The organism is Spirillospora sp. NPDC048819, from assembly GCF_040650055.1.
In the GTDB taxonomy this organism is placed as follows: Bacteria; Actinomycetota; Actinomycetes; order Streptosporangiales; family Streptosporangiaceae; genus Spirillospora.
This window is the reverse complement of record NZ_JBEZGN010000006.1, coordinates 70,783-92,282: the sequence shown is the minus strand read 5'-3', so window position 1 is coordinate 92,282 and position 21,500 is coordinate 70,783. Positions and strand designations below refer to the sequence as shown.

The 21,500-nt window shown below is 69.0% G+C and carries 20 protein-coding genes; 11 read left to right on the top strand and 9 right to left on the bottom strand.

The window, feature by feature from the left end; translation table 11 throughout:
• Positions 1-134: 134 nt before the first annotated feature.
• The 4 genes from dnaB to AB0C35_RS11195 all read left to right on the top strand — a co-directional run bounded on the left by dnaB (position 135) and on the right by AB0C35_RS11195 (position 6,216).
• Positions 135-2,756, top strand: coding sequence for a replicative DNA helicase (gene dnaB, locus AB0C35_RS11210; RefSeq protein WP_358453181.1), 2,622 nt, complete (start codon positions 135-137; stop codon positions 2,754-2,756).
• A gap of 341 nt (positions 2,757-3,097) precedes the next feature.
• On the top strand, positions 3,098-4,522 hold the full coding sequence (gene rox / locus AB0C35_RS11205) for a rifampin monooxygenase (RefSeq protein WP_358453710.1): 1,425 nt from the start codon (positions 3,098-3,100) through the stop codon (positions 4,520-4,522).
• Between the two features lie 106 nt (positions 4,523-4,628).
• Positions 4,629-5,180, top strand: coding sequence for a sigma-70 family RNA polymerase sigma factor (locus AB0C35_RS11200; RefSeq protein ID WP_358453178.1), 552 nt, complete (start codon positions 4,629-4,631; stop codon positions 5,178-5,180).
• Position 5,181: 1 nt separating this feature from the next.
• On the top strand, positions 5,182-6,216 hold the full coding sequence (locus AB0C35_RS11195) for a CU044_5270 family protein (RefSeq protein WP_358453176.1): 1,035 nt from the start codon (positions 5,182-5,184) through the stop codon (positions 6,214-6,216).
• 125 nt (positions 6,217-6,341) lie between these two features.
• Here AB0C35_RS11195 and AB0C35_RS11190 read toward each other — a convergent pair whose 3' ends face one another.
• Positions 6,342-7,274 carry an NADP-dependent oxidoreductase gene (locus tag AB0C35_RS11190; protein WP_358453173.1) on the bottom strand — a complete coding sequence of 311 codons (933 nt, stop codon included), beginning with the start codon at positions 7,272-7,274 and terminating at the stop codon, positions 6,342-6,344.
• A gap of 132 nt (positions 7,275-7,406) precedes the next feature.
• Between AB0C35_RS11190 and AB0C35_RS11185 the strand changes: the two genes are divergently transcribed.
• The 3 genes from AB0C35_RS11185 to AB0C35_RS11175 all read left to right on the top strand — a co-directional run bounded on the left by AB0C35_RS11185 (position 7,407) and on the right by AB0C35_RS11175 (position 11,320).
• Positions 7,407-7,949 (top strand): MarR family transcriptional regulator, encoded by a 543-nt coding sequence (locus tag AB0C35_RS11185; RefSeq protein ID WP_358453170.1) that lies wholly within the window; start codon positions 7,407-7,409, stop codon positions 7,947-7,949.
• Positions 7,950-8,144: 195 nt separating this feature from the next.
• On the top strand, positions 8,145-9,875 hold the full coding sequence (locus AB0C35_RS11180) for an NAD(P)/FAD-dependent oxidoreductase (RefSeq protein ID WP_358453167.1): 1,731 nt from the start codon (positions 8,145-8,147) through the stop codon (positions 9,873-9,875).
• Positions 9,872-11,320 (top strand): hypothetical protein, encoded by a 1,449-nt coding sequence (locus tag AB0C35_RS11175; protein WP_358453164.1) that lies wholly within the window; start codon positions 9,872-9,874, stop codon positions 11,318-11,320. The genes AB0C35_RS11180 and AB0C35_RS11175 overlap by 4 nt, the downstream gene beginning before the upstream one ends.
• 49 nt (positions 11,321-11,369) lie before the next feature.
• Here the strand turns inward: AB0C35_RS11175 and AB0C35_RS11170 are convergent, their stop codons facing one another.
• A complete protein-coding gene (locus tag AB0C35_RS11170; protein ID WP_358453161.1) occupies positions 11,370-12,218 on the bottom strand; it encodes a slipin family protein in 849 nt (282 codons plus the stop codon).
• Between the two features lie 663 nt (positions 12,219-12,881).
• Between AB0C35_RS11170 and AB0C35_RS11165 the strand changes: the two genes are divergently transcribed.
• Together AB0C35_RS11165 and AB0C35_RS11160 are read left to right on the top strand one after the other, a co-directional pair.
• The gene (locus AB0C35_RS11165; protein ID WP_358453707.1) at positions 12,882-14,090 is read left to right on the top strand and encodes a PQQ-binding-like beta-propeller repeat protein; all 1,209 of its coding nucleotides are present in this window, start codon (positions 12,882-12,884) and stop codon (positions 14,088-14,090) included.
• A 194-nt stretch (positions 14,091-14,284) separates the two neighbouring features.
• Entirely contained in the window at positions 14,285-14,836 is a 552-nt protein-coding gene (locus AB0C35_RS11160; RefSeq protein WP_358453158.1) for a CYTH domain-containing protein, read from the top strand.
• A gap of 6 nt (positions 14,837-14,842) precedes the next feature.
• Here the strand turns inward: AB0C35_RS11160 and AB0C35_RS11155 are convergent, their stop codons facing one another.
• The 4 genes from AB0C35_RS11155 to AB0C35_RS11140 all read right to left on the bottom strand — a co-directional run bounded on the left by AB0C35_RS11155 (position 14,843) and on the right by AB0C35_RS11140 (position 17,673).
• A complete protein-coding gene (locus tag AB0C35_RS11155; protein ID WP_358453155.1) occupies positions 14,843-15,637 on the bottom strand; it encodes an endonuclease/exonuclease/phosphatase family protein in 795 nt (264 codons plus the stop codon).
• A complete protein-coding gene (gene tmk, locus AB0C35_RS11150; RefSeq protein ID WP_358453152.1) occupies positions 15,622-16,254 on the bottom strand; it encodes a dTMP kinase in 633 nt (210 codons plus the stop codon). The genes AB0C35_RS11155 and tmk overlap by 16 nt, the downstream gene beginning before the upstream one ends.
• The gene (locus AB0C35_RS11145) at positions 16,251-17,354 is read right to left on the bottom strand and encodes a radical SAM/SPASM domain-containing protein (RefSeq protein WP_358453149.1); all 1,104 of its coding nucleotides are present in this window, start codon (positions 17,352-17,354) and stop codon (positions 16,251-16,253) included. The genes tmk and AB0C35_RS11145 overlap by 4 nt, the downstream gene beginning before the upstream one ends.
• A gap of 97 nt (positions 17,355-17,451) precedes the next feature.
• Positions 17,452-17,673: a hypothetical protein gene (locus AB0C35_RS11140; RefSeq protein WP_358453146.1), complete on the bottom strand. Its 222-nt coding sequence runs from the start codon at positions 17,671-17,673 to the stop codon at positions 17,452-17,454.
• 487 nt (positions 17,674-18,160) lie between these two features.
• Between AB0C35_RS11140 and AB0C35_RS11135 the strand changes: the two genes are divergently transcribed.
• Together AB0C35_RS11135 and AB0C35_RS11130 are read left to right on the top strand one after the other, a co-directional pair.
• Positions 18,161-19,396 (top strand): helix-turn-helix transcriptional regulator, encoded by a 1,236-nt coding sequence (locus AB0C35_RS11135; RefSeq protein ID WP_358453143.1) that lies wholly within the window; start codon positions 18,161-18,163, stop codon positions 19,394-19,396.
• Between the two features lie 9 nt (positions 19,397-19,405).
• Positions 19,406-19,879, top strand: a complete 474-nt coding sequence (locus AB0C35_RS11130) for a hypothetical protein (RefSeq protein ID WP_358453140.1) — start codon at positions 19,406-19,408, stop codon at positions 19,877-19,879.
• A gap of 168 nt (positions 19,880-20,047) precedes the next feature.
• Here AB0C35_RS11130 and AB0C35_RS11125 read toward each other — a convergent pair whose 3' ends face one another.
• Genes AB0C35_RS11125 through AB0C35_RS11115 form a run of 3 tightly spaced genes read right to left on the bottom strand, consistent with a single transcriptional unit; the run spans position 20,048 to position 21,426 of the window.
• Positions 20,048-20,311 (bottom strand): DUF397 domain-containing protein, encoded by a 264-nt coding sequence (locus AB0C35_RS11125; RefSeq protein ID WP_358453137.1) that lies wholly within the window; start codon positions 20,309-20,311, stop codon positions 20,048-20,050.
• A 48-nt stretch (positions 20,312-20,359) separates the two neighbouring features.
• The gene (locus AB0C35_RS11120; RefSeq protein WP_358453134.1) at positions 20,360-20,548 is read right to left on the bottom strand and encodes a DUF397 domain-containing protein; all 189 of its coding nucleotides are present in this window, start codon (positions 20,546-20,548) and stop codon (positions 20,360-20,362) included.
• Positions 20,536-21,426 (bottom strand): helix-turn-helix transcriptional regulator, encoded by an 891-nt coding sequence (locus tag AB0C35_RS11115; RefSeq protein WP_358453131.1) that lies wholly within the window; start codon positions 21,424-21,426, stop codon positions 20,536-20,538. Before AB0C35_RS11115 ends, AB0C35_RS11120 begins: the two co-directional genes overlap by 13 nt.
• Positions 21,427-21,500 lie beyond the last annotated feature (74 nt).

Below are 21,500 nucleotides of genomic sequence, written 5' to 3'. Positions count from 1 at the left end.
GCTTGTCCACAGGACGCTTTGCTCGCCGCCGCGTGGGCTCGCGAGAATGTCGGACGCGTCAGGTAGACGTGGGACGAACGGTCGGCGATGAGGCGGACGGGGCCGCGGGCGACCGAGATGAAGGGGGTGCGACGGTGAGCGTGGCCGAGCTTGGACCGCCGGAGCCGGATTTCGAGCGCACTCCACCGCACGACATCTCCGCGGAGCAGGGCGTGCTCGGCGGGATGCTGCTCTCCCCGGACGCCATCGCGGAGGTCGTCGAGCTCCTGCGCACCCCGGACTTCTACCGCCCCGCACACGGGATCATCTACGACGTCATCCTCGACCTCTACGGTCGCGGCGACCCCGCCGACGCCGTCACCGTCGCCGGCGAGCTCACCAAGAACGGCGAGATCGGCCGCATCGGCGGCGCCCCGTACCTGCACACCCTGATCTCCCTGGTGCCCACCGCGGCCAACGCCGGGTACTACGCCAAGATCGTCCACGAGCGTTCGATCCTGCGCCGCCTGGTCGAGACCGGCACCCGCATCGTCCAGATGGGCTACGCCGCCGACGGGGCCGACGCCGACGACGTTCTCGACCGGGCCCAGGCCGAGGTCTTCGCCATCGCCGAGAAGCGCGCCGGTGAGGACTACGTCCCCCTCAGCGAGATCATGCCGGGCGCGCTGGACGAGATCGAGGCGATCGGCAGCCGCGGCGGCCAGATGGTCGGCTGCCCGACCGGCTTCGCCGACCTGGACGCCCTCACCAACGGCCTCCACGCCGGACAGATGATCGTCGTCGCCGCCCGCCCTGCGATGGGCAAGGCGAATTGTCTGAAAACTCCCCTTCCGACCCCTTTTGGGTGGACCACCATGGGCGAGGTGAAGGTCGGGGATTTCCTGCTCGGCGCCGACGGCAAGCCGACCCGAGTCGTGGCCGCCACCGAGGTGATGTACGACCGCCCCTGCTACGAGATCGAGTTCTCCGACGGCGAGGTGATCATCGCCGACGCCGAACACCAGTGGCGCACCACTACCCGCGCCGGCCGCCGTCAGCGGACCGAGAACAAGACTGCTCACCACTGGCCGGACGAAGCGATCAATCGTGTGAGGTCGGCGACGGCGGACGCCAACGAGCGGCCACGGCGGCTCCTGTCGCATCGTGAGGCCGTGGCCGAGGTGGGAACCGAGTTCGAGCACGCGCTGTACGCGGTCACTCGGGACCTGGGCCACCGCGGCGAAGCCGACGTGAGCATCTCGAAGCGTCAGCCTCGCTACGGCTGCACGAGCCTCTACCGTGGCCTGCTGGGGCGCGCCGTCCGCCCAGTGAACTTTGCGACCACCGCCAAGCATCGGCCCATCAAGACGACGGAAGAGATAGCCGCCACCCTGCGCTGCGACGGCGACAACCGGCCCAACCATGCCGTGGAGGTTGCCGCCCCGTTCCAGTTGCCCTCAGCCAGTCTGCCCGTCGATCCATACGTTCTAGGTGCATGGCTCGGGGATGGGCGTAGCTGGGAAGGATCCATCACGTGCTTCGACGAGGAGATCCTGGAGCATATCGAGGCAGCCGGGCAGCCCGTGGAGCGGCGCCAGACTCTGGGGCAGTTCGGGCTTCCGGGGCTGACCGGGAAGATCAAGGAGCTGGGGCTCTGGCGGAACAAGCACATTCCCCCCGAATATTTGCGGGCGTCCGAAGCGCAGCGGCGGGCGTTGCTCGCGGGGATGCTCGACACCGACGGCCACGTGTCGAAGATCGGCGAGGTCCGGCTCGCGTTCGTCAACAAGCAGCTGGCGGAGAACGCTCATGAGCTGATCCTCAGCCTCGGCTACCGGGCGACCATGACCACCAAGCCGGTCAAGGGGCGGTCGTCCGAGACCTCGACGTACTACCGGATCAACTTCACGCCTGCCGAGACGGTGTTCCGGCTGTCGCGTAAGGCAGAGCGACAGCGCGAGAACGTGCACCCGGAGACTCAGGTGCGGTACATCGTGGACGTGCGGCGGGTGCCGAGCGTGCCGGTGCGGTGCGTCCAGGTCGACAACGACGACCACATGTATCTGGCGGGGCGGTCGTGCATCCCGACGCACAACTCGACCCTCGCGCTCGACTTCGCCCGTGCCGCGTCCATCAAGCACGGGTTGACGTCGGCGTTCTTCAGCCTGGAGATGGGGCGCAACGAGATCACGATGCGGCTGCTGTCCGCCGAGGCGCGGGTGGCGCTGCATGCGATGCGGTCCGGCACGATGCAGGACGAGGACTGGACGCGCCTGGCCCGGCGGATGAGCGAGGTCGCCGAGGCGCCGCTGTTCATCGACGACTCGCCGAACATGTCGATGATGGAGATCCGGGCGAAGTGCCGGCGGCTGAAGCAGCAGCATGATCTGCGGCTGGTCATCGTCGACTATCTGCAGCTGATGACGTCGGGGAAGCGCGTGGAGAGCCGCCAGGTCGAGGTGTCGGAGTTCTCCCGGTCGTTGAAGCTCCTCGCGAAGGAGCTGGGCGTCCCGGTCATCGCCTTGTCGCAGCTCAACCGAGGCCCCGAGCAGCGGACGGACAAAAAGCCCATGGTGTCCGATCTCCGTGAAAGTGGCTCAATCGAACAGGATGCGGACATGGTGATCCTGCTGCACCGGGAGGACGCCTACGAGAAGGAGTCGCCGCGCGCAGGTGAGGCCGACCTGATCGTGGCCAAGCACCGCAACGGCCCCACCGCCACCGTCACCGTCGCCTTCCAGGGCCACTACAGCCGCTTCGTCGACATGGCCCAGTAGACCGTCCGCTGCGGGGTTCCGGTCGTGATCACGTGGTGGGGAAAGGGGTGGACGGCGTGATGCTCGGGCTTGTAACTTGCCGTTGACCGTGACACCGCCCGAGGAGGTGAGACCCATGAACGGATCGACGTGGGTGCTCCCCCTTCCCGTCATGGCCGGCGATTGACGTAGGTGTCGCCGGGAGCGCCTCGACAACAAGGCACTCCCGAAAGGCAACACCCATGCATGCTCCGCAGTTCACCGCCAAGCCGTCGTCAAGCGACACGACCGAGCGCGACTCCACCGTGGGCGATGTCCCCGAACTCCGTTCGCGGGCCTCCGGCGCCGATCGCCCACCCCACATGTTCGACGTGATCATTGCCGGGTGCGGGCCGACCGGTGCCATGCTGGCCGCCGAACTTCGGCTGCACGATGTGCGGGTACTCGTTCTGGAGAAGGAAACCGAGCCCGTGTCGTTCGTCCGCATCGTCGGTCTGCATATTCGCAGTCTCGAGCTGATGGCGATGCGCGGACTGCTGGACCGCATTCTCGAACACGGAAGAAAGCGTCCGGCCGCCGGATTCTTCGCCGCCATCGCCAAACCCGCGCCCAAGCGCCTGGACTCCGCGCACGCCTATCTGCTGGGCATCCCGCAGCCGGTCGTCGTTCGTCTGCTGGAAGAACATGCGGTCGAACTGGGTGCGCAGGTCCGGCACGGTTGCGCGGTCGCCGGTTTCGAGCAGGACGACGAGGGCGTGACCGTCCGGCTGGCCGACGGGGAACAAGTGCGTTCGCGCTATCTCGTCGGCTGCGACGGCGGGCGAAGCACGGTGCGCAAACTGCTCGGCGTCGGCTTCCCCGGCGAGCCCTCGCGGACCGAGACGCTGATGGGCGAGATGGAAGTGGGTGTGCCGCAGGAGGAGATCGCCGCCAAGGTGACCGAAGTCGGCGCGACCCATCGGCGATTCTGGCTCAGGCCCTTCGGCGAGGGCGTCTATAGCGTCGTCGTCCCCGCCGCGGGAGTCGGCGATCGCGCGGAACCGCCGACCCTTGAGGATTTCCAGCAACAGTTGCGCGCGATCGCCGGAACCGATTTCGGCGTGCACTCCCCGCGCTGGCTGTCCCGCTTCGGGGACGCCACCCGGCTGGCCGAGCGTTATCGGGTCGGCCGGGTGTTGCTGGCCGGCGACGCGGCACACGTCCATCCGCCCATCGGCGGTCAGGGCCTCAACCTGGGTGTTCAGGACGCCTTCAACCTCGGCTGGAAACTGGCCGCGCAGATCCGCGGCTGGGCGCCGGAAACCCTGCTGGACACCTACGAGGCCGAACGCCGTCCGGTCGCCGAGGACGTGCTGGACAACACTCGCGCCCAGACGGAACTGCTGTCCGCCGAGCCGGGTCCGCAGGCCGTGCGCAGGCTGCTCACCGAACTGATGGACTTCGACGAGGTGAACCGCCATCTGATCGAGAAGATCACCGCGATCGGCGTCCGCTACGACTTCGGCGAAGGCCCCGACCTGCTCGGCCGCCGCCTGCGCGACATCGACGTGGACCAGGGCCGCCTCTACGGTCTGCTGCATCGCGGCCGCGGCCTGCTGCTGGACCGCACCGAACGCCTGACCGCCGGCGGCTGGTCGGACCGGGTCGATCACCTGTCGGATCCCACCGCGGCCCTGGATGTTCCATGCGTCCTGCTCCGCCCCGACGGCCACGTCGCCTGGATCGGCGACGATCAGCAGGACCTGGACGACCACCTCTCCCGCTGGTTCGGCAAGCCCGCCCACTGACGGGGCGTTGGGCGGTAACACTGGTGGATCTCTCGACACGTACGGGGTGTCCCCCCAGTGAAGGAGATGCGCGTGCGCCATGAGAGATCCGGCCATCGGGGCTTCGATGGGTGATCGCGAGGACAGGTTCGAGGCGATGTACACCGCGACGTACGAGCCGATCCTGGGCTATGTGCTGCGTCGCTGTCCGTCGCCGGATGACGCCGCCGATGTCGTCGCGGAGACGTTCACCATCGCGTGGAGGCGGCTGGAGGAGATTCCGCCCGGCGGCCGGGCGCGGCTGTGGCTGTACGGCGTCGCGCGCCGGGTGCTGGCCAATCACTGGCGGGGCGAGGCGCAGCGTCGGCGGCGTACGACGAGCCTGCGCCACGACCTGCGGGACGAGATCGCCGCGGTCGGCGTCGAGGATCCGGTCGAGGCGTCGGCGATCGCCGACGCCTTCCGCGGCCTGTCCGACGACGATCGCGAGTTGCTCGGCCTGGTCGCCTGGGAGGGACTGGACCACTCCGCCGTCGCCGCGGTCCTCGGCTGCTCGGCGGGGGCGGCGCGCGTCCGGTTGCATCGGGCGCGCAAGCGCTTCTCCCGTGCCCTGCGCGCGGCGCAGAGCGACGTGATTCCCGTCGCCACCACGCGTCCCATCAGCGAACGGAGCACCTGACATGAAGCCTCACTCCACCGACGAGTTGGTGCGTTCGATGGCCCGCGTCCGCGACGAGTCCCTGGCCGGGTTCGCCGGCCGGCCGGCCGCGCGGGCCCTGGTGAAAGACGTCATGGCGGCCGCGCCGAACGAGGGTTCCCACGCCGAAACGGCAGCTTGGACACCGGCCGGCGGGGAACCGGTGAAGCCGGAGCGGCCGCGCCGCCGGTTCCGCCTCCCGCGGCTGGGCGTACGCCTTGTCGCCGCGGGCGCGCTGGCGGCGATGGCCGCCGGGGTGATCGTCCTGGCCGACGATGATGGACGGCGGACCAAGCCGCCGCTGCCCCCGGACATTCCGCTGGGTTCGGTCGCGCAGGCGGCACACGTCCTCGACCAGGCCGCCAAGGCCGCGGAGACCCGGCCGTTCACCCTCCCGAAGCCCCGGCAGTGGGTCTACACGAAGATGCGGCTGACAACGTCGGCCAACGCGGGCGGGCTCGCCACGGGCGGTCCGTACAAGACGAATGCCTGGGAGCTCTGGCGGCGGGTCGACGGCAGGCAGTTCGCCGCTTACAAGGACGGCAAGGTGCAGACCGGGCCGGAACTCGGGACCCCGTCCACCGCGTCCGAGTTCGATCCTCTGCCCAGCGACCCCGAGGCGCTGCTGCGGAAGGTCGGCGGGAGCGAGGGCTACTACGACCTCGCCTACGAAAGGCTGGTCACCATTCTGCGTGAAAGCGTCCAGTCCCCGGAGAGGGAGGCGGCGATCTTCCGGGCCATCAAGCTGATCCCCGGCGTGACGCCGATCAAGGGCAGGGTCGACGTCAACGGCCGGCCGATGATCGCCCTGGGACGGACCTTCTACGGCTGGCTGCACGAGGAGGTGCTGCTCGATCCGAAGACCTACGCCTACCTCGGGGAGCGTGCGGTCGCGGTCAAGACTCACACGACAGAGTCGGACGGCGAAGCCCCGAGCACGGTGAAGGCGGGGACGTTGCAGCGTCTCATCGTCCGCGACGCCATCGCCGTCGTCGACGAGCCCGGTCAACGGTCCTGACCGCCGGCATCCGCACCGCCGCCCCGGTGCGGATGCCGTCGCTGGAGCCCGCAGTCATCGCGAAGGCGTGGTCGTGGATGGAGCCGGCCACGCCTTCGCGGTGCGTCAAGGTCCGGTGCATGGAATCAAGGGGTCAGGACGGTCTTGCCGGGCAGGCGTCCGGCGTCGGAATCGTCGTGGACGGCGGCCAGGTCGCTCAGGGGCCGCCGCTGGGCGACGTCGATCTTCAGGTCGCCGGCGTCGACGCGGGTGACGAGGCCGGCGAGCTGGGAGGCGTCGCTGCGGACGAACATCTGCACCGTCCGCACTCCGCGTCCGGCGTCCTGCGGGCCGGGGGGAACGGTGTTGACGAAGGCTCCGCCGTCGGCGACCAGGTCCACGAGCCGCGAGGTCTCCTCGGGGGTGGTCTTCGCCAGGTTCAGGACGACGTCGAACCGCTGCCCGGCGACCGCCTGCGGGACCGGGGTGTCGGTGTAGTCGACGATCCGGTCGGCCCGGTAGGAGCGGATGCGGTCGACGCTGCGGGCGCTCGCGGTCGCGGTCACGGTGGCGCCCGCCTGCACGGCGAGCTGGACGGCGTAGCCGCCGACCGCGCCGCCCGCGCCGTTGACCAGGATGCTCTGCCCCGCCTTGAGTCCGGCGTGCTCGAACAGCGCCTGCCAGGCCGTCAGGCCGGACGAGGGCAGTGCCGCCGCGTCGGCCGGATCGACCGTGCGGGGGGCGGCGGCCAGCGCCTCGGCGGGTGCGGCGACGTATTCGGCGGCTGCGCCCGGCTCGTTCATCGGCAGGAACGCCACGACGGCGTCCCCGACGTTCCAGCCGCCGGCCCCTTCGCCGACCTCAGCGATGGTGCCCGCCACGTCGAAGTTCGGGATGTGCGGGAGGGCGAGCGGGAAGGCCTGTTGCAGGTATCCGCCGCGGAGCCCGGCGTCCACCGGGTTGAACGAGGTTCCGGCCACCTTCACCACCACCTGTCCCGCTCCCGCAGCCGGACGATCGGCGTCCTCGTACACCAGGACGCCGCTGTCGCCGTAGGAGTGGTAACGCACAGCCTTCATGATCTCTCCTTCACTCGTGCTTCGAAGTCGAAGCATGTTGCCACCGTAACCTGCTTCAACTTCGAAGCAATACCGGGCGGGCCCGTGACCCTCGTCACAATGCTTTGAGTTCGAAGCACGTACGATGGCGGGATGAGCGCCACCCACCCCGACGCCGGCGCCGATGACGGTGAGGCGCTCGATCCCCAGGAGCTCGGGGCCTACTTCATGCTCATGGAGGCCGTCAGCCTCCTCCAGCACCAGGTCGAACAGCAACTGCGCGCCGAGGGCGACCTCAGCTACGTGCAGTTCCAGCTTCTGGCCCGCCTCGCCGACGCGCAGGGCCCGCTGACCATGACGCAGCTGGCCGACGGCGTCGTCTACAGCCGCAGCGGCCTGACCTACCAGGCCGGCCTGCTGGAGAAGGCCGGCCTCATCACCCGTGCTCCCGGCCGCGACGACGAGCGCGCCACCCTGGTCACCATCACCGAGGACGGCCTGGCGCTCTTCGGCCGCGTCCTGCCCGGCCACGTCCGGGGCGTCCGCCGCCTGCTGTTCGACCCCATGTCCGGCGATGACCTGCACCATCTCGGCGACATCATGACCCGCGTGCGCGACCACATGCGCACCCAGCCGCCCCGCTCCGCCGCCCCGCGCAAACGCCGCACCCCGCCGGAGGCCCCGGCCGCCCCGTAACCGGCGCCCACTCCTCCCGCCGGAATTCGGCGCGGCTCCGCTGAACCGGCCGGCCGCATCCGCCCGTACGGGGAAGCGAGTGCCTCGGGGTCGGAACGCGCCGGTTTTCACGGGGGCGGTTCGTCCGGTCCCGAGGCTCTGCTGGGACGGGGACGAGCGGGCGGCCCCGCCCACGGCGGGGGACGGTGATGTGACGTGCGGTTTCGAGAGCAAGGACCTACGGCGCTCAGGGGCGGCGTCCGGGTGCTCGTCGGGATGGGCAGCGGGCTGGCGTCGGGGCTGGCGGTCGGCGCGCTGATGGCCTCGCAGAACTTGCTCGCGTCCCACGGGACGTACGGCTGGGCGGTGTTCGCCCTGTACGCGGCGGTCGTCGGTGAACTGCTCGGCGTGTTCGTCGGACGGCGTCCGTCCGGCCTTGCGGTGTCGGCGGCGGGCGGGCTGCTGCTCGGGCTTCTCGGCTGGACGGTGTGGTGGCTGACGCTGAGTCCGTGGCTCCGGGGCACCAGCCCGACCTGGTCGGTCGAGGCCGCCACGGCCGTGTACCCGGAACTCGTCGGCTCACTGCTCCAGGGGACGCTCGCCGGGATGCTGTTCCACGTCGCCGCGCGCCGGCTCCCCGGACGTCCGGCAAATCCGGAAAAGCCCGCGCCGCGCGTCGTCATCGTCGGGGGAGGGTTCGGCGGTGTCAGCGCCGCGCGCCGGTTCGAGCGGCTGAACCTGCGGGGCCACCGCATCGACGTGACGCTGATCAGCGACTCCAACTACCTGCTGTTCACGCCGATGCTCGCCGAGGTGGCGTCCGGCGGGCTGGAGGAGCGGCACATCAGCTCACCGGTTCGCGCCGCCGCGTCCCACACGCGGTTCCGGCACGGGCGGGTCGCCGGCGTCGACGTCGCGCGGCGGCGCGTCGTCCTCGAGTCGGGGGGCGAGGCCGTCGGGTACGAGCATCTGGTGCTCGCGGTCGGGTCCGTCCCGCATTTTCCCGAGTTGCCGGGCGTGGCGGAGCACGCGCTGACCCTGAAGTCGCTCGCGGACGCGGTGCGGCTGCGGGACCGGGTGCTGGCGCTGCTGGAGCGCGCCGACCAGGAGGCCGACCCGGCGGAGCGGAGGCGCCTGCTGACCTTCGTCGTCGCGGGCGGCGGGTTCGCCGGGACGGAGTCGGTCGCCGAGCTGTACGACCTCACTCACGACGTGCTCCACTTCTATCCCGCCATCGACCCGGACGAGCCGCGTTTCGTCCTCGTCCACACCGAAGAGCGCATCCTGCCGGAACTGTCGGACCGGCTGGGCGACTACGCGCTGACGAAGCTGCGGGCCCGCGGCATCGAGTTCCGGCTCGGTGCCCGCGCGACCGCCGCGACCGGCCGGAGCGTGCGGCTCGACAGCGGCGAGGTGATCGAGACGGCGACCTTCGTGTGGACGGCGGGCAACCGGTCGAACCCGCTGCTGCGGATCCTTCCCGGTGAGAGCGGCCGCCGCGGCTCCGTCGTCGTCGACCGGACGCTCCGCGCGTTCGAACTCGACCGCGTCTGGGCGATCGGTGACTGCGCCCAGATCCCCGCCGAGGACGGCGCCCTCTACCCGCCGACCGCCCAGCACGCGACACGCGAGGGCAAGGCGGTCGCCGACAACATCGCCGCCGTCCTGGGCGGCCAGCGCCCCCACCCGTTCCGGTTCAGGACCATCGGGACGTTCGTCGCGCTCGGCCATCGCACCGCCGCGGGTGAGATCCGCGGCCGGCCCTTCTCCGGCCTGGTCGCCTGGCTGCTGTGGCGCGGCATCTACCTCGCCAAGCTGCCCGGCGTCGAACGCCGCGTCCGCGTCCTCCTCGACTGGGTCCTGGACGCGGCGTTCCCGCGCGACATCGTCGTCACCGGCCCACCCGCCGACGCTCCGGCGCCGCTGCCCGGGCAGGGTGCGCGATGACGGCGGAGGCGGTGCGCGAACCGGTGCGCGAGCCGGTGTTCCCGGGGCGCGGCGCACCCGCCGGCGCGTTCGCCGGCGCGGCCGGGGGCCTGGTCTGGGGTGCGGCGATGCTGTCGCTCGGCACCCTCCCGGACGTCGCCGTCCTCGCCGGGTCCAGCGCGCCGTGGCTCGGCTTCGTCCTGAACATGGCGATCGCGGTCACGGTCGGCGCCGGGTTCGGGCTGCTCGCGGCGCACCAGCGGATCCGGTCGAGCGAACTGCTGTTCTGGGGCCTGGCCTACGGCGTGTTCTGGTGGTTCCTGGGGACCCTGACGTTGCTGCCGCTGCTGTCCGGTACGCCGATGACCTGGAGCCTGGACGCCGCGCAGGCCGCCGTGCCGAGCCTGCTGGGCCACCTCTACTACGGGGCGGTCACCGCGGTCGGCTTCGCACTTCTCCAGCGGGACGGCGGTTCCGTCGCCCGGGACCACCTGCGCCCGAGAACGCTCCTCCGAGGACTGCTCGCCGCCGTGATCGTCGGCGGCCTCCTCGTCCTCGCGTTCGGCGCCGGCGCCGGCGCGCGTCTCGGGTGGCTGCCGGCCGTCGCGGTCTGCATGGGCGTCGGCTACCCGCTGCTGTTCACCGGGCGCGCGGAGGGCACCGGCCCGGCGATCGTCCGCGGCACCGCCTACGGCTTCCTGTGGTGGGTCGTCGCCGGCCTCACCCTCACCCCGCTGCTGGACGACGGCGGCCTCGACTGGTCGCAGCCCGCCGTGGCGGACGCCGCGACCAGGTTGCCGCCGTACCTGCTGGCCGGCGCCGGGATCGCGGCCGTCTTCGGCTGGCTCGGTTCCCTGGCCCGCGCCCTGTTCGTCGACGACGTCCGGCTCCGCAACCGCGCGATCGGGACCCGCGGCCTGCGGGTCGTCGGCTACGGCGCGCTGTCCGGACTCGTCGGCGGGATCCTCTTCGGTCTCGTGTGGGGCGCCGTGGACGTGCTGACCACGGTGGCGAAACTCGTCGGCGCGGGCGGCGACGTCGCCGGGTGGATCGTCCATCTCCTCATCGCCCAGGGCATCGGCGTGTCCTACGCGCTGCTGTTCCGCGGACGCGGCTACGACCTGGTCTCCGGCGTCGGCTGGGGGCTCTCCTATGGGTTCTTCTGGTGGGTGTTCGGCGGCCTGACCCTGATGCCCGCGGTGCTGGACGTCCCCCTGTGGTGGACGGCCCCCACGATCGCCGCGGACTTCGCGAGCCTCATCGGCCACCTCGCCTACGGCGGCGCGCTGGGCGCCGTCCACGCCTGGCTGGAACACCGGGAGAACCCGTGGTGGCTGGCCCGCAGCGACCTGGAGGCCGCCCGCGCCACCGCCCGCCGCGAACAGGTCCTCGGCTCGGCGCCCGCCCTGTGGATCCTGACCGCCCTGATAGCGCTGACGATCCCGGTGATGGTGGCCGGCACGTGACCACCCGCGCGCCCAGGAACGACCTCCGGGGTCGTCCCTGGGCGTGTGTTCACTCCGCGTGCAGGTCGGTGTGCTTGTCGAAGCCGATGTAGAGGCGGGCCTCGGCGTTGGTGGCGAGGCGCGCCAGCGTCTCCAGCTCCCGTACACGCAGCAGCACCGGGTGGTCGGTGTAGGCGGTGGCCGCGTCGGCGTGCAGCCGCAGGGCGGCGGCGTCCGCCTCGGCCTGCAGCCGCTGGGTGTCCGCGCGGCTCTCGGCCTTGATCCGCTCCGACTCGCGCTCGGCCTCCGCCGCGACGCGCTCGGTCTCGGCCTTCGACCGAGCCTCGATCCCCTCCCGCTCCGCGCTGGTCCTGGCCTCGACGAGCTGCGCCTCGCTGAGCCGCTCGGCGGCGAGCACCCGGTTCATGATCTCCTGGAGGTTGCCGGGGAACACCAGGTCCTTGACGTCGGCCCGCAGAATGGCGATTCCATATCCGGACGCGGCGTCCTGCACGTCACCGAGAATGTCCTCGCTGAGCTGGTTGCGATTGGTGAGAATCCCCTCCAGCGTCATGGACGCCAGGGAGCGGCGAGCGGCCAGCTGCACATCGCTGTAGAGACGGTCGGTGTAGGACTCCACCTTTTCCAGCGCGGCGGCCGGATCGACGACCCGGTACTGGGTGATGATGCTGACCCGCACCGCGACCTTGTCCGAGGTCAGGATCTCCTGACCCTTGAGAAGCAGTTCCCGCTCGCGGACGTCCACCAGCACGATCTCGACGACGGGCCTGTTCTTGCGGCGCCGCGAGGCGTCTGGGACCTCGTAGCGGCCCGCTTCCAGGACGTCGGTCAGCCGGCCGTCCTCATAGCGGAGACCACGGTGGGTGGACTTGATGATGATGTCTCGCGTGTGGGCCATGACTATCTCTCCTGGAACTGCGAAGGAGCCGCCCCGTAACAGGCCCGATGTGAAGGACGAGTTTTCGGATGGGAAACCAGCTATCACAGGATGACTGTCCGAGTGCACGGTGTCCGGAAGGCCACTCGCTCCTGAACCCGCCGGGGCGACCCGCACAAAACGATAACGCACCCATTGGCGGACGGTCGCCCGAATTAATGCGGGCGCAGTTCACAATGAACATGACTCCGGTGGACCCGGTCGCGCCCTCCCGCAGGCCACCCGCCATGAACAGGCATCGCCTCGGCAGCCGTCCCATAAATCCCGACCGCCTGGTGGCCGGCGAGGTGATGTGCTCCGGGCGTCGGGTGATCGGTCGCGGCATGGTGCTCGGCCGGTGTCCGTGGTACGCCTAAGGGCCTTACAGGATCTGGGCCGCTCACTCGCCCCCGAGGTACGCGATGTCACGCCTGCAGACGGTGTCGAGGAATCCCCTTGTGACCGCGGGTGTGACGGCGGCGCTTTGCGGGGCCGTCGTGGCCGGTGGCGGCCGGTTCCCCGGCGCTGACCGGCACGGTGGCGTGGTCGACGCCGCCGAACGAAAAGGGGACGTCCCGTTCCGCCCGCATCTCCGTGATCGGCACTGCGGGCGGTTTGGCGGTGCTGGACCCACGCGGTCTGCGGATGCTGGATCCGGCGAACGGAGCGCAGCGGTGGACGTTCCACCGGTGGGACGCCCGGATCCTCGGCCCGCGGCACCTGCCCAACCGAGTGGACACCGGCAGCGCGGCGGTCAGTCCGGACGGGCGGCTGCTCGCGATGACGGCCTTCGTCGACACGCCGCGGACGCTGTTCATCGACGGGTTGCGCGCCAGCACCCGCGTATGGGTCTTCGACACGGTCTCCGGCCGGCTGAAGGCGGATTTCGCGGTGCCGGACACCGTAAGCGTCGTCGGCGTCGGCGCAGACCGGGTAACGGTCGACATGCCGTCGGCCCGGGATGACCCCGGCTCCACCGGACGCGGCGCACTGGGCCAGTTCACCTTCGATGGCGACACGGCGTGGCGGTTCGTCCTCGACGAGGGATGCCGGCCCACCGAAATGGCCCTAGTTGGTGACGACGTACTGACCGTCGTTTCCTGCCCGAGCGAAAGGGAGCACGTCGACCCCCATCATCGGCTGGTGCGGCTCGACGGCGGCACCGGCCGACCGCGCTGGTCATGGCAGGTCAAGCGGGATGGCGCCGAGCCCGGCGATGTGCAGCGGTTCGAGCAGGTGTCGATGGCGGTCACCGACGGAGTGGCGGTCGTCGACGCTCGCGAGATCTACCGGGGGCAGGTCGGCGAGGTCGAAGAGGCGACGGTGTCGCACAACCTGGTCGGAGTCCGGGTCGCCGACGGCCGGCCGGTGTGGTGGCAGCCGGGCGGACGCGGCAGCCGATTGAGGTCGGACGATCCGGGCGAGCGTGGGCAGTTGCACGCCGCGGCGGGTACGGCGGTCTTCACCGAGAACCGCCGCACTGGGACGGGCGATGAAGCACGCTACTCGACCGCCTTGCGCGCCTTTGACGTTCAGACCGGCGAGAAGTCCTGGTCTCGCGACGTCCCCGAAATCGAGGTCCGCGACTTGAACGATTCTCCCGGTCCGGAAGCGCTTCTCCGGGACGGCCGGTTGTTCGTCGCGTACCGCGAGTTGACCGCCGCAGGCCGGTTCAAGGGCTGTGCGATGGCCGCCTGGGACATCACTACCGGCGAACGGCGGGGCCCGTTCCAGCCGACCACCGCTCCGGACGAGGAGTGGTGCCTCACCCGGCCCCTGGAGGTGGTGGAAATCCCTGGTGGCGTGGCGGTGCATCTAAGGGGAAGCACGGAGGGAGTCTTCGTCCTCGACTAAAGGTGGCGCTGCCGCAGATGCCGGTTCCGGGCCCGACCTTGTTCCGCAGCACGACCTCCGGCATCACGCAGATACGACGCGGCTCATCCACCCGCGTAAAGTTTCCGCATCTCCGTCCGCCTGCCCAAAAGCCCTCGTGAGGAGGCCGGCGCCATTAGGCTCCTTCGAGCAAACTCGTCACGACCGGGGGCACCGTGGGAGCTCAGGAGATCGAGGTCAAGTACCGCGTGATCGAGCGGGACGCGCTGGTGCAGGCTCTGGCTGATCAAGAGATTGTGCTCTCCCCACCGGTCGTCCAGGTGGATCAGGCGTACGCTCCGACCTGGTGGGACTACGGCAAGCCCAAGACCGGTGTCCCGTTCGGACGTATTCGGACTGTGCAGGGCAAGCACTTGTTCACCGTGAAGACCCCGCAGGACAACGAGATGGCCTGCCTGGAGGCCGAAACGATCGTGGCCGACCCCGGGCAGATGCACGACGCGCTGCTGCAGATGGGGCTCCGTCCAACGGTCCGGATCGTCAAAGAGCGTCGGACCGGGCGGGCGGGGCGGTGGTCGTTGTGCCTAGACCAGGTCGAGGGCGTGGGACCGTTTCTGGAGATCGAAACGGTGACGACCGCCGACGAGTCGGGCCTGGCTATCCAGGCGCAGCTGGACGAATGGGCCAGCAACCTGGGGGTCAAGCTGGAGCGGGTGACCGACACCTACGACTCGCTCGTTCGGCTTGCACAGGATCACAGCGCTTGAACCAGCTCAGAACAGCGCGCCGCTGGTGGCCGGATCCGTCGTGGGCAACAGATTGGGGACGACGTCCAGGGTCACAGTGAGCGCCGCATGGTCGGTGAGCTTGCTGTCACGGGTCTCGTGGAGGTATCGGCAGTCGGTGACCCTGTCGGCGAGGGCAGGTCCGGCGTGGAAGTAGTCGTAGCGGTAGCCGTCGCCGGTCCGGCCGATCCAGGAGTGGGCCTGTTCGTCGGGGTGCAGCCTCGTGTACGTGTCGACGTAGCCGGTCGACTCCAGCGTCTCCAGTAGGCCGTACTCGAACGGCAGGAAGCCGCGGTGGCGGGGCTCGTGATCACGGCTGATGACGTTGTAGTCACCTCCCACGAGAACGTTGGCCGCCGCCTCCTGCGGCAAGGAGGCGAGGGCCGTCTGGAAGGACGTGATGAACTGCTGCTTGCGAGTGGTCTTGCTCTGGCTGCGGTCGCGGCTGGGCACGTAGACGGCGACGGCGAAGACCCGCGGCTCGCAGTCCAGAAGGCAGGCGGCGACCCGTCCGGGCACCGTGACGTTGCTGAGCTTCGCCGATGACTCCTCCAGAACCTTGACGCAACTGACGATGGCTGCGCCCCGTTCGCCTTCGTCCGGGGTCTTGATGACCGCGTGTCCTGCCTCACGGAAGCGTTCGAGCAGGTAGGCCGTACCGGGCCCCGCGCTGGTCTCGGTGAGCAGCAGCACCTGTTCGGGGCGAGCTGCCAGCCAGCCCAACATGGCTTCAGCACGCGGACGGGCCGCCGCGCCGAGGTTGACGGTCAGGACCGAGAGCACGACAGGGGATTCCTTTCCCAGAGATTCAGAAGATCGATGCGGCCGAGCATGGCCTTCACTACTTCGTCGGGTGTCAGACCACGGCAGTCGATACGCGCCTGCCGCCAGCGTCGCCGCCCCAGGAACGTGTACGCCTTGCGGTACAGCGCCAGCTCACGGCTGGGCGAACCGGTCTGCTCAAGCCTGCTGAGGACTTGGCGCTCCTTCAAGCGGGCGCTGATGACCGCGGGATCCTCCTCAAGGTAGAGGGTGAGGCACGGGCGCGGCACGAAGGCGTTGTAACGCCAGATCTCCGCTAGAGGCACCCCGTCCAGCCGTTGGAGGACCAGAGAGGAGGGGAGGTAGCGGTCACTGATCACCATCTTCCCGTCGGCCAGAGCGGGGGCGATCTCGTCCACCACGTGAGCGGCCCGGTCGGCCGCGACTGCGAGCGCGAGCGCCCGGCCGGATAGTTCCGCCTCGGTCTGCCGTATCAGGGTGCCCAGGCGATTGCGGCTCGGCTCGGTGGTCAGGTGGACCGAGTGTCCGCGCGTGGCCAGTCGGGTGGCCAGCAGACGGGAGCTGACCGACTTCCCGACCCCGTTGGGCCCCTCGATCGCTATGAAGATCCCGGTCACGTCGGCCGCCGTCCTATCTGCAGCAGCGGCTTGCCGTCGGTCTGCGGGCACTGCTCGACGTCCACTTCGCCGATGCGTTCCCCTCGCGAGACCACCGCGGCCGGACAGCCTTTTCCGCATGTGCCGTTCAGCGTGCACGAATGACAGGTGTTGTTGCGTCCCATCGCAAGGCGCCCGGCCAGGTCGTAGCCGTCCAGTGCCTCGGTGACGTCGTCCGCCAAGATGTTGCCGACCAGGAACTCGGTGTCGGCGTACTGAGACTGTGGCGTGCGGGCGGCGAACACCAGGTAGGGACAGACCGCTGTGGCCCCGTCGACGAAGACGTAGATCAGTTTTCCGGCGTCGCATCCCGCCAGGGGCTTGTCCTCGTTGGGGAACCGGATGTGGACCAGCTCCACGCCCTGTCCGTCGAAGCGCCTCGTTGCCGCCTCGATCGCCCGCATGGCCTCCTCGGGGGCGGCCAGCCGTCCCTGGGACTTGACCCCGCGTCCGAACGATGACAGCGGGTTCATCAGGACGTACTTGGCCCCGATCTCGACCGCAAATGCGCACAGGTCGGCGAACTCTTCAGGATCGGTCAGCGCGTTCGGAGTCGACAGCAGCCCTTGCAGCAGGCCGGCGGCCGCGAGCTTGCGGGTGGTCTCCACGGTCACCTCGAACGAGGCGACGTTGCCGCGGAACTTGCCGTGCGAGGTGGGCCGGAAGCCGTCGAGACTGACGTTGATGTGCACATCGTCCAGAGCGACCAGCTCCGCGATCTGCTGCTCGGTGACGCGGGTGGCGTTGGTGCAGATGCCCACCGGCAGGCCCGCCTCGATGACGGCAGCGCACATCGGTAGCAACTCTGGATGAACGAACGGCTCTCCACCGGTCAGCGTGATGCGCTCCACCCGCGCGGCCCGCAGCCGGGGCAACACCTTGCTGGTGAAGTCGGTCAACGAGATGTCACCGCCGACGGCCGTCGAGGACACGAAGCAGTGTGCGCAGTGCAGGTTGCACCGTTCGGTGATCTGCACGAGCGCCTTGCGCTCCCCCTCTCCCACCGACGTCCGGAAGTAGCAGGAACTGGCATGGGTGTCGAGAATCAAGGAACGTCTCAATCTAGGCCTCCCGCCCATCCGAGGATCGAACGTCTCCGAGCCCGGTTGCCGCCAGATACACAGCCGAGCCGGTCTGACCAGGTTGTCCAGACGCCGATCACCCGCCCTTCTGGTGCGCGCCACAGGCGGAGGTGTCGGCGGCCTGGTGTCCGCCAGGCGCACGGATCCCGTCATCGACCTCGTCCAGGTCGGCGCGAAGCTGCTCGACCTTGCCGCGGGCCACGGCGAGCGTCTCTTCAACCGTGCCTTTGAAGAACCGGCCTGACAGGGCCTCGCGGATCGCTTCCTCCACGAGCGCTCCGCAGACTTCGAACGGCACGCATCCACTGGGCTTCACCGCCACGACGACCACAGCGCCCGCAGGATCTCCTCAGCAAGCAACTCCGGACCGCCGGCCTCGACCAGCCTCCCGAGCCCGACGCCCGGCAGGTATGCCCACCAGCTCCGCGTATACGGTCCCCACCAGCACTGCGCCCACGGGAACCGCTCGCACAGCCCTTCTACGGCTCGCTGTGTGGATGCATTCGAGAGATCACATCTGCTGCCGCAACGAATCGCGAGCGATAGCCCGTAATGTCCGTCCGCCGCCCTTGCAACTTGTTCATCCTGCATGATGTGGAACTGCTCCTAAAGGTGGCGGTCAGAGGGGCGAGCTACCGGCAAACGGCGCTTTCGCTCGGCAACCTGATGGTCACGTTCCGCAGACTCCCCGGGAAGGCGCTACCACTGCCGCGACTAGAAAACGAAGCTGGCCTATTCCAATCAGGACTCTCAGCCGCTCAGAGGCGGTGCGTAGCCTAGATTTCATGGACGAGCCCCTCGGTTTCTGGTCGATTCCGACCGTGAGTCAGGCCCTCGCAACATGCGACGTGCCGACCCTGATGGAAGAGATCCGGAAGGCAAGAGGCTGGAGCCAGACCGACCTCGGCGAGGCGGTCGGCTACACACAGAGCTGGGTATCGAAGGTCCTGCGCAGGGAGACCTCACTCACGCTCGCCCAGGTCCAGATCATCATCCGCCGACTCGGCATCCCCGCAGAACTGCTCCGATTCGGCGATCATCGGATAGACGAGGAAGATCCCACGAATCGCAGGCAATTCGGCAAGCTCGCCGCCCTGGCCCTCTTGCCGTCCCCCGCTACCGCGCTCGCCACCGGCGAGAACACGGCCTCCGACCTGACGGCCATCACCGGCTCACAACGACGCCTGGACGCCTCCTTCTGCTCTCGCGACCTCATCGACGGCGTCCGCTCGCATCTGGAGTTGGCCGTCAGAGCGCACCGCGGCGCAGGCCCACAAACCCCCGCCATCGCGGCCGCCGTCAGCGAGGCAGCCGGTTTCGCGGCCTGGCTGTCCATGGACATGCTCGACCTCGGCAGCGCTCGCACCTACTACCGTCAGGCGATCACCGCGGCCAAGCTCGCCAAGAACGACCTGCTCGTCGTCTATATGACGGGAAGCCTTGCCTCATTCGAGATCGACGCAGCCGGCGACCCGCTGCTCGGCCTCGCCATGATCGACAAAGCCCGAAAGACACTGCCGCCATCCGCAGGAAGTACGCCGACCGCCTGGCTCGCGTCCCTTGAAGCCCTGGCACACGCCTCCGGCCCCCACCCCGACGAGAGCGCTGCTACCCACGCGATCAGAAGCGCCGAACGCGCAATCTCCCGCGCAGGTGGCCCTCCTCCCTGGCCATGGGTGTACCCCTTCGACCAGACCAAGCTCGCACGCACCCGGGCCTCAATTGCGGTCCGACTCGGCCAGCCCACCGAAGCCGCCCGCGCCTTTACCGAATCGCTCCCGACCGCTCAACCCGCACCCAAGCAGGCCGCGTTGACCACCCTGGAGGTAGCGACGGCAGCCTGCCAACGCGGCGAAATCGACGAGGCGTTCACCCTTGCCCTCGACGCACTCGACACAGGCATCACGTACGGATCGGAGCGCATCATCAGGCAAGCCCGGCAGTTCCGCTACCTCAACACCCCGTCCGCAACACCCACCGTGACCCGCTTCGACGACCGCTTGAGATCGACCCTGCTATAGGAGCACCCATTGCGCATCGCCATTTCTGGACACCGCCTCCTCCCAGAGGCAACCGAAGCCCTCGTAGCCGAAGCGCTCGAGGAGGCGCTCGCCCCGGTCACCGCGAACATTGTCGGCCTGACCTGCCTCGCCGACGGCGCCGACACCTTGTTCGCCCGTGCCGTACTCGCACACGGCGGCCAGGTCGAGGTCATCGTCCCAGCAGAGCAGTACCTCGCCGGCCTACCCGAGGAGCACCACGCCGAGTACCGCAAGCTCCTCGCCCAAGCCACCAAAGTGCACCACATGCCCTTCACCGAATCCGACAGCGAAGCCCACATGGCCGCCAGCCAACACATGCTCACCCTCGCTGACGAACTCTGGGCGGTCTGGGACGGCCAACCCGCCCGCGGCTACGGCGGCACCGCCGACGTAGTCCAAGCCGCCCACGCCCTCAACAAGCCCGTCCGAGCCATCTGGCCGGCGGGCGCCTCACGAGACTAACCGGCAGCGGACATCCTGAATGTGGTGCCTGTAAAAGCGTCCTTCTCGACCGACCGAGCGACGAACTCACGGCTGTACAACTACCGTTTCCAGTAGACGTTACTGAGCCGCATCGGCTGATGATGTGCTGGGACGAATCATCGGGACCCGCAGCGACATCACGCCCGGCTACGCCAAGAACCGCACTTCTGAACCGGCACCTTCGTTGTCCGCCTGGCGACACAGGCCTTGGCCGTCAACCGGCACTCTCAAGACCGTCCACCAGCATTTATAGATGTCCGCCAGCAGAAGGCCACACGGCTCACGACCGACTTCGGCACGTCCGAACTTCACTGGCGCGGACTCCGGCGAAGTCGGCGCCAGTTCGACGCAGCCGGCTCCCTGGTTGCTGCTGTAGGTGCTCTTACGCCAGGTGAGGCGAGGGGTTACCACGTCGGCCGAGATGTCACGTCTTCTATCGATCCTCTGCCGTCTGGGAGGTCAGCGCTTCAGTGCCGCCACAAGGGCCGCAAATTCGTCGGCGTCCATGAGCAGCTTGGGGCCGTCCGGGTCCTTGCTGTCGCGGACGCCGATGACACCGTTGAGGTCGGCCAGTTCAACGCAGTCGTCGCCCTGTGAACTGCTGTGGCTGCTCTTTCGCCACGCGGGGCGGGGGGTCATGGCTTCCATACTTCCTCCGCGATCTCCCTGATCAGCACCGCCGACAGTTCGGCCGGAAGTGCGTAAGTGGAAATGTCCGCGAACCGCTCGTCCAGTCGTTCGATGTCGGACAGCCCATCCAAAATCCTGCCGTGCGGCTCGGAGACAGTGTAAGCGGCCCGCAGGCTGCCGGGCAGGGTCGCGATGATGAACGCTCCCGAGTTGCCCGGATGTGGGGCACCGTCCGGAATCACTTGAACGGACAGGCGTGGAGATACGGCATCGGCGAGTCGGTGAAGTTGTTCGTACATCACCTCGGCGGTGCCGACCCGTGAGCGCAGGACTCGTTCCGGCAGGATGTAGATCAGCCTCGGCGGGGGCGGTTCGTCCCTGATGAGGATGGCCTGCCGGTCGATCCGGCCCTGCACCGCTTGCTGGTCGCCGTACAGGAGCACCTCGGCATAACTCGGCGTCTGCAACAGGCCATGGATCACGAGCGGCTGGTAGGAACGCAGGGTCTCGGCTCTGGCCTCGTACTCGGGCCATCGGGCGAAGTGTTCGGGGAACACGGCCGTGCGGCCGTCGAAGAGGCCGTCGTGGAGGTGGGCGAGGGCTTCTCGGGTGTCGAGTACATGGTCGCACTGCTCGGCGAACACTCGGTCGCAGCTTGACTCGCCTCGCTCGATTTCCCCGATGGTGGACGCGGCGTACGGGATCTGGTCCGCGAGTTGGGCGAGGGACAACCCCGCCAGTTGCCGGTATCGGCGCACCTCGGATCCGAACAGGTCCAGGGGGCCGCGCGAGGGCGTTAGGCGCTTTGGACGTTGCGGCATGTCGTCTCCTCCGACCGGTGATGACCGAACGATGAACGGTGGCGAACGCAGAGTCGCGGTGATGCCCGCGACCATGTGTTCTGTGCCTCGTTGGCATCCTTTCGCGCGGGACGCTCCGTTACAGCCCAATCACGGAATGTTCCGGAGGT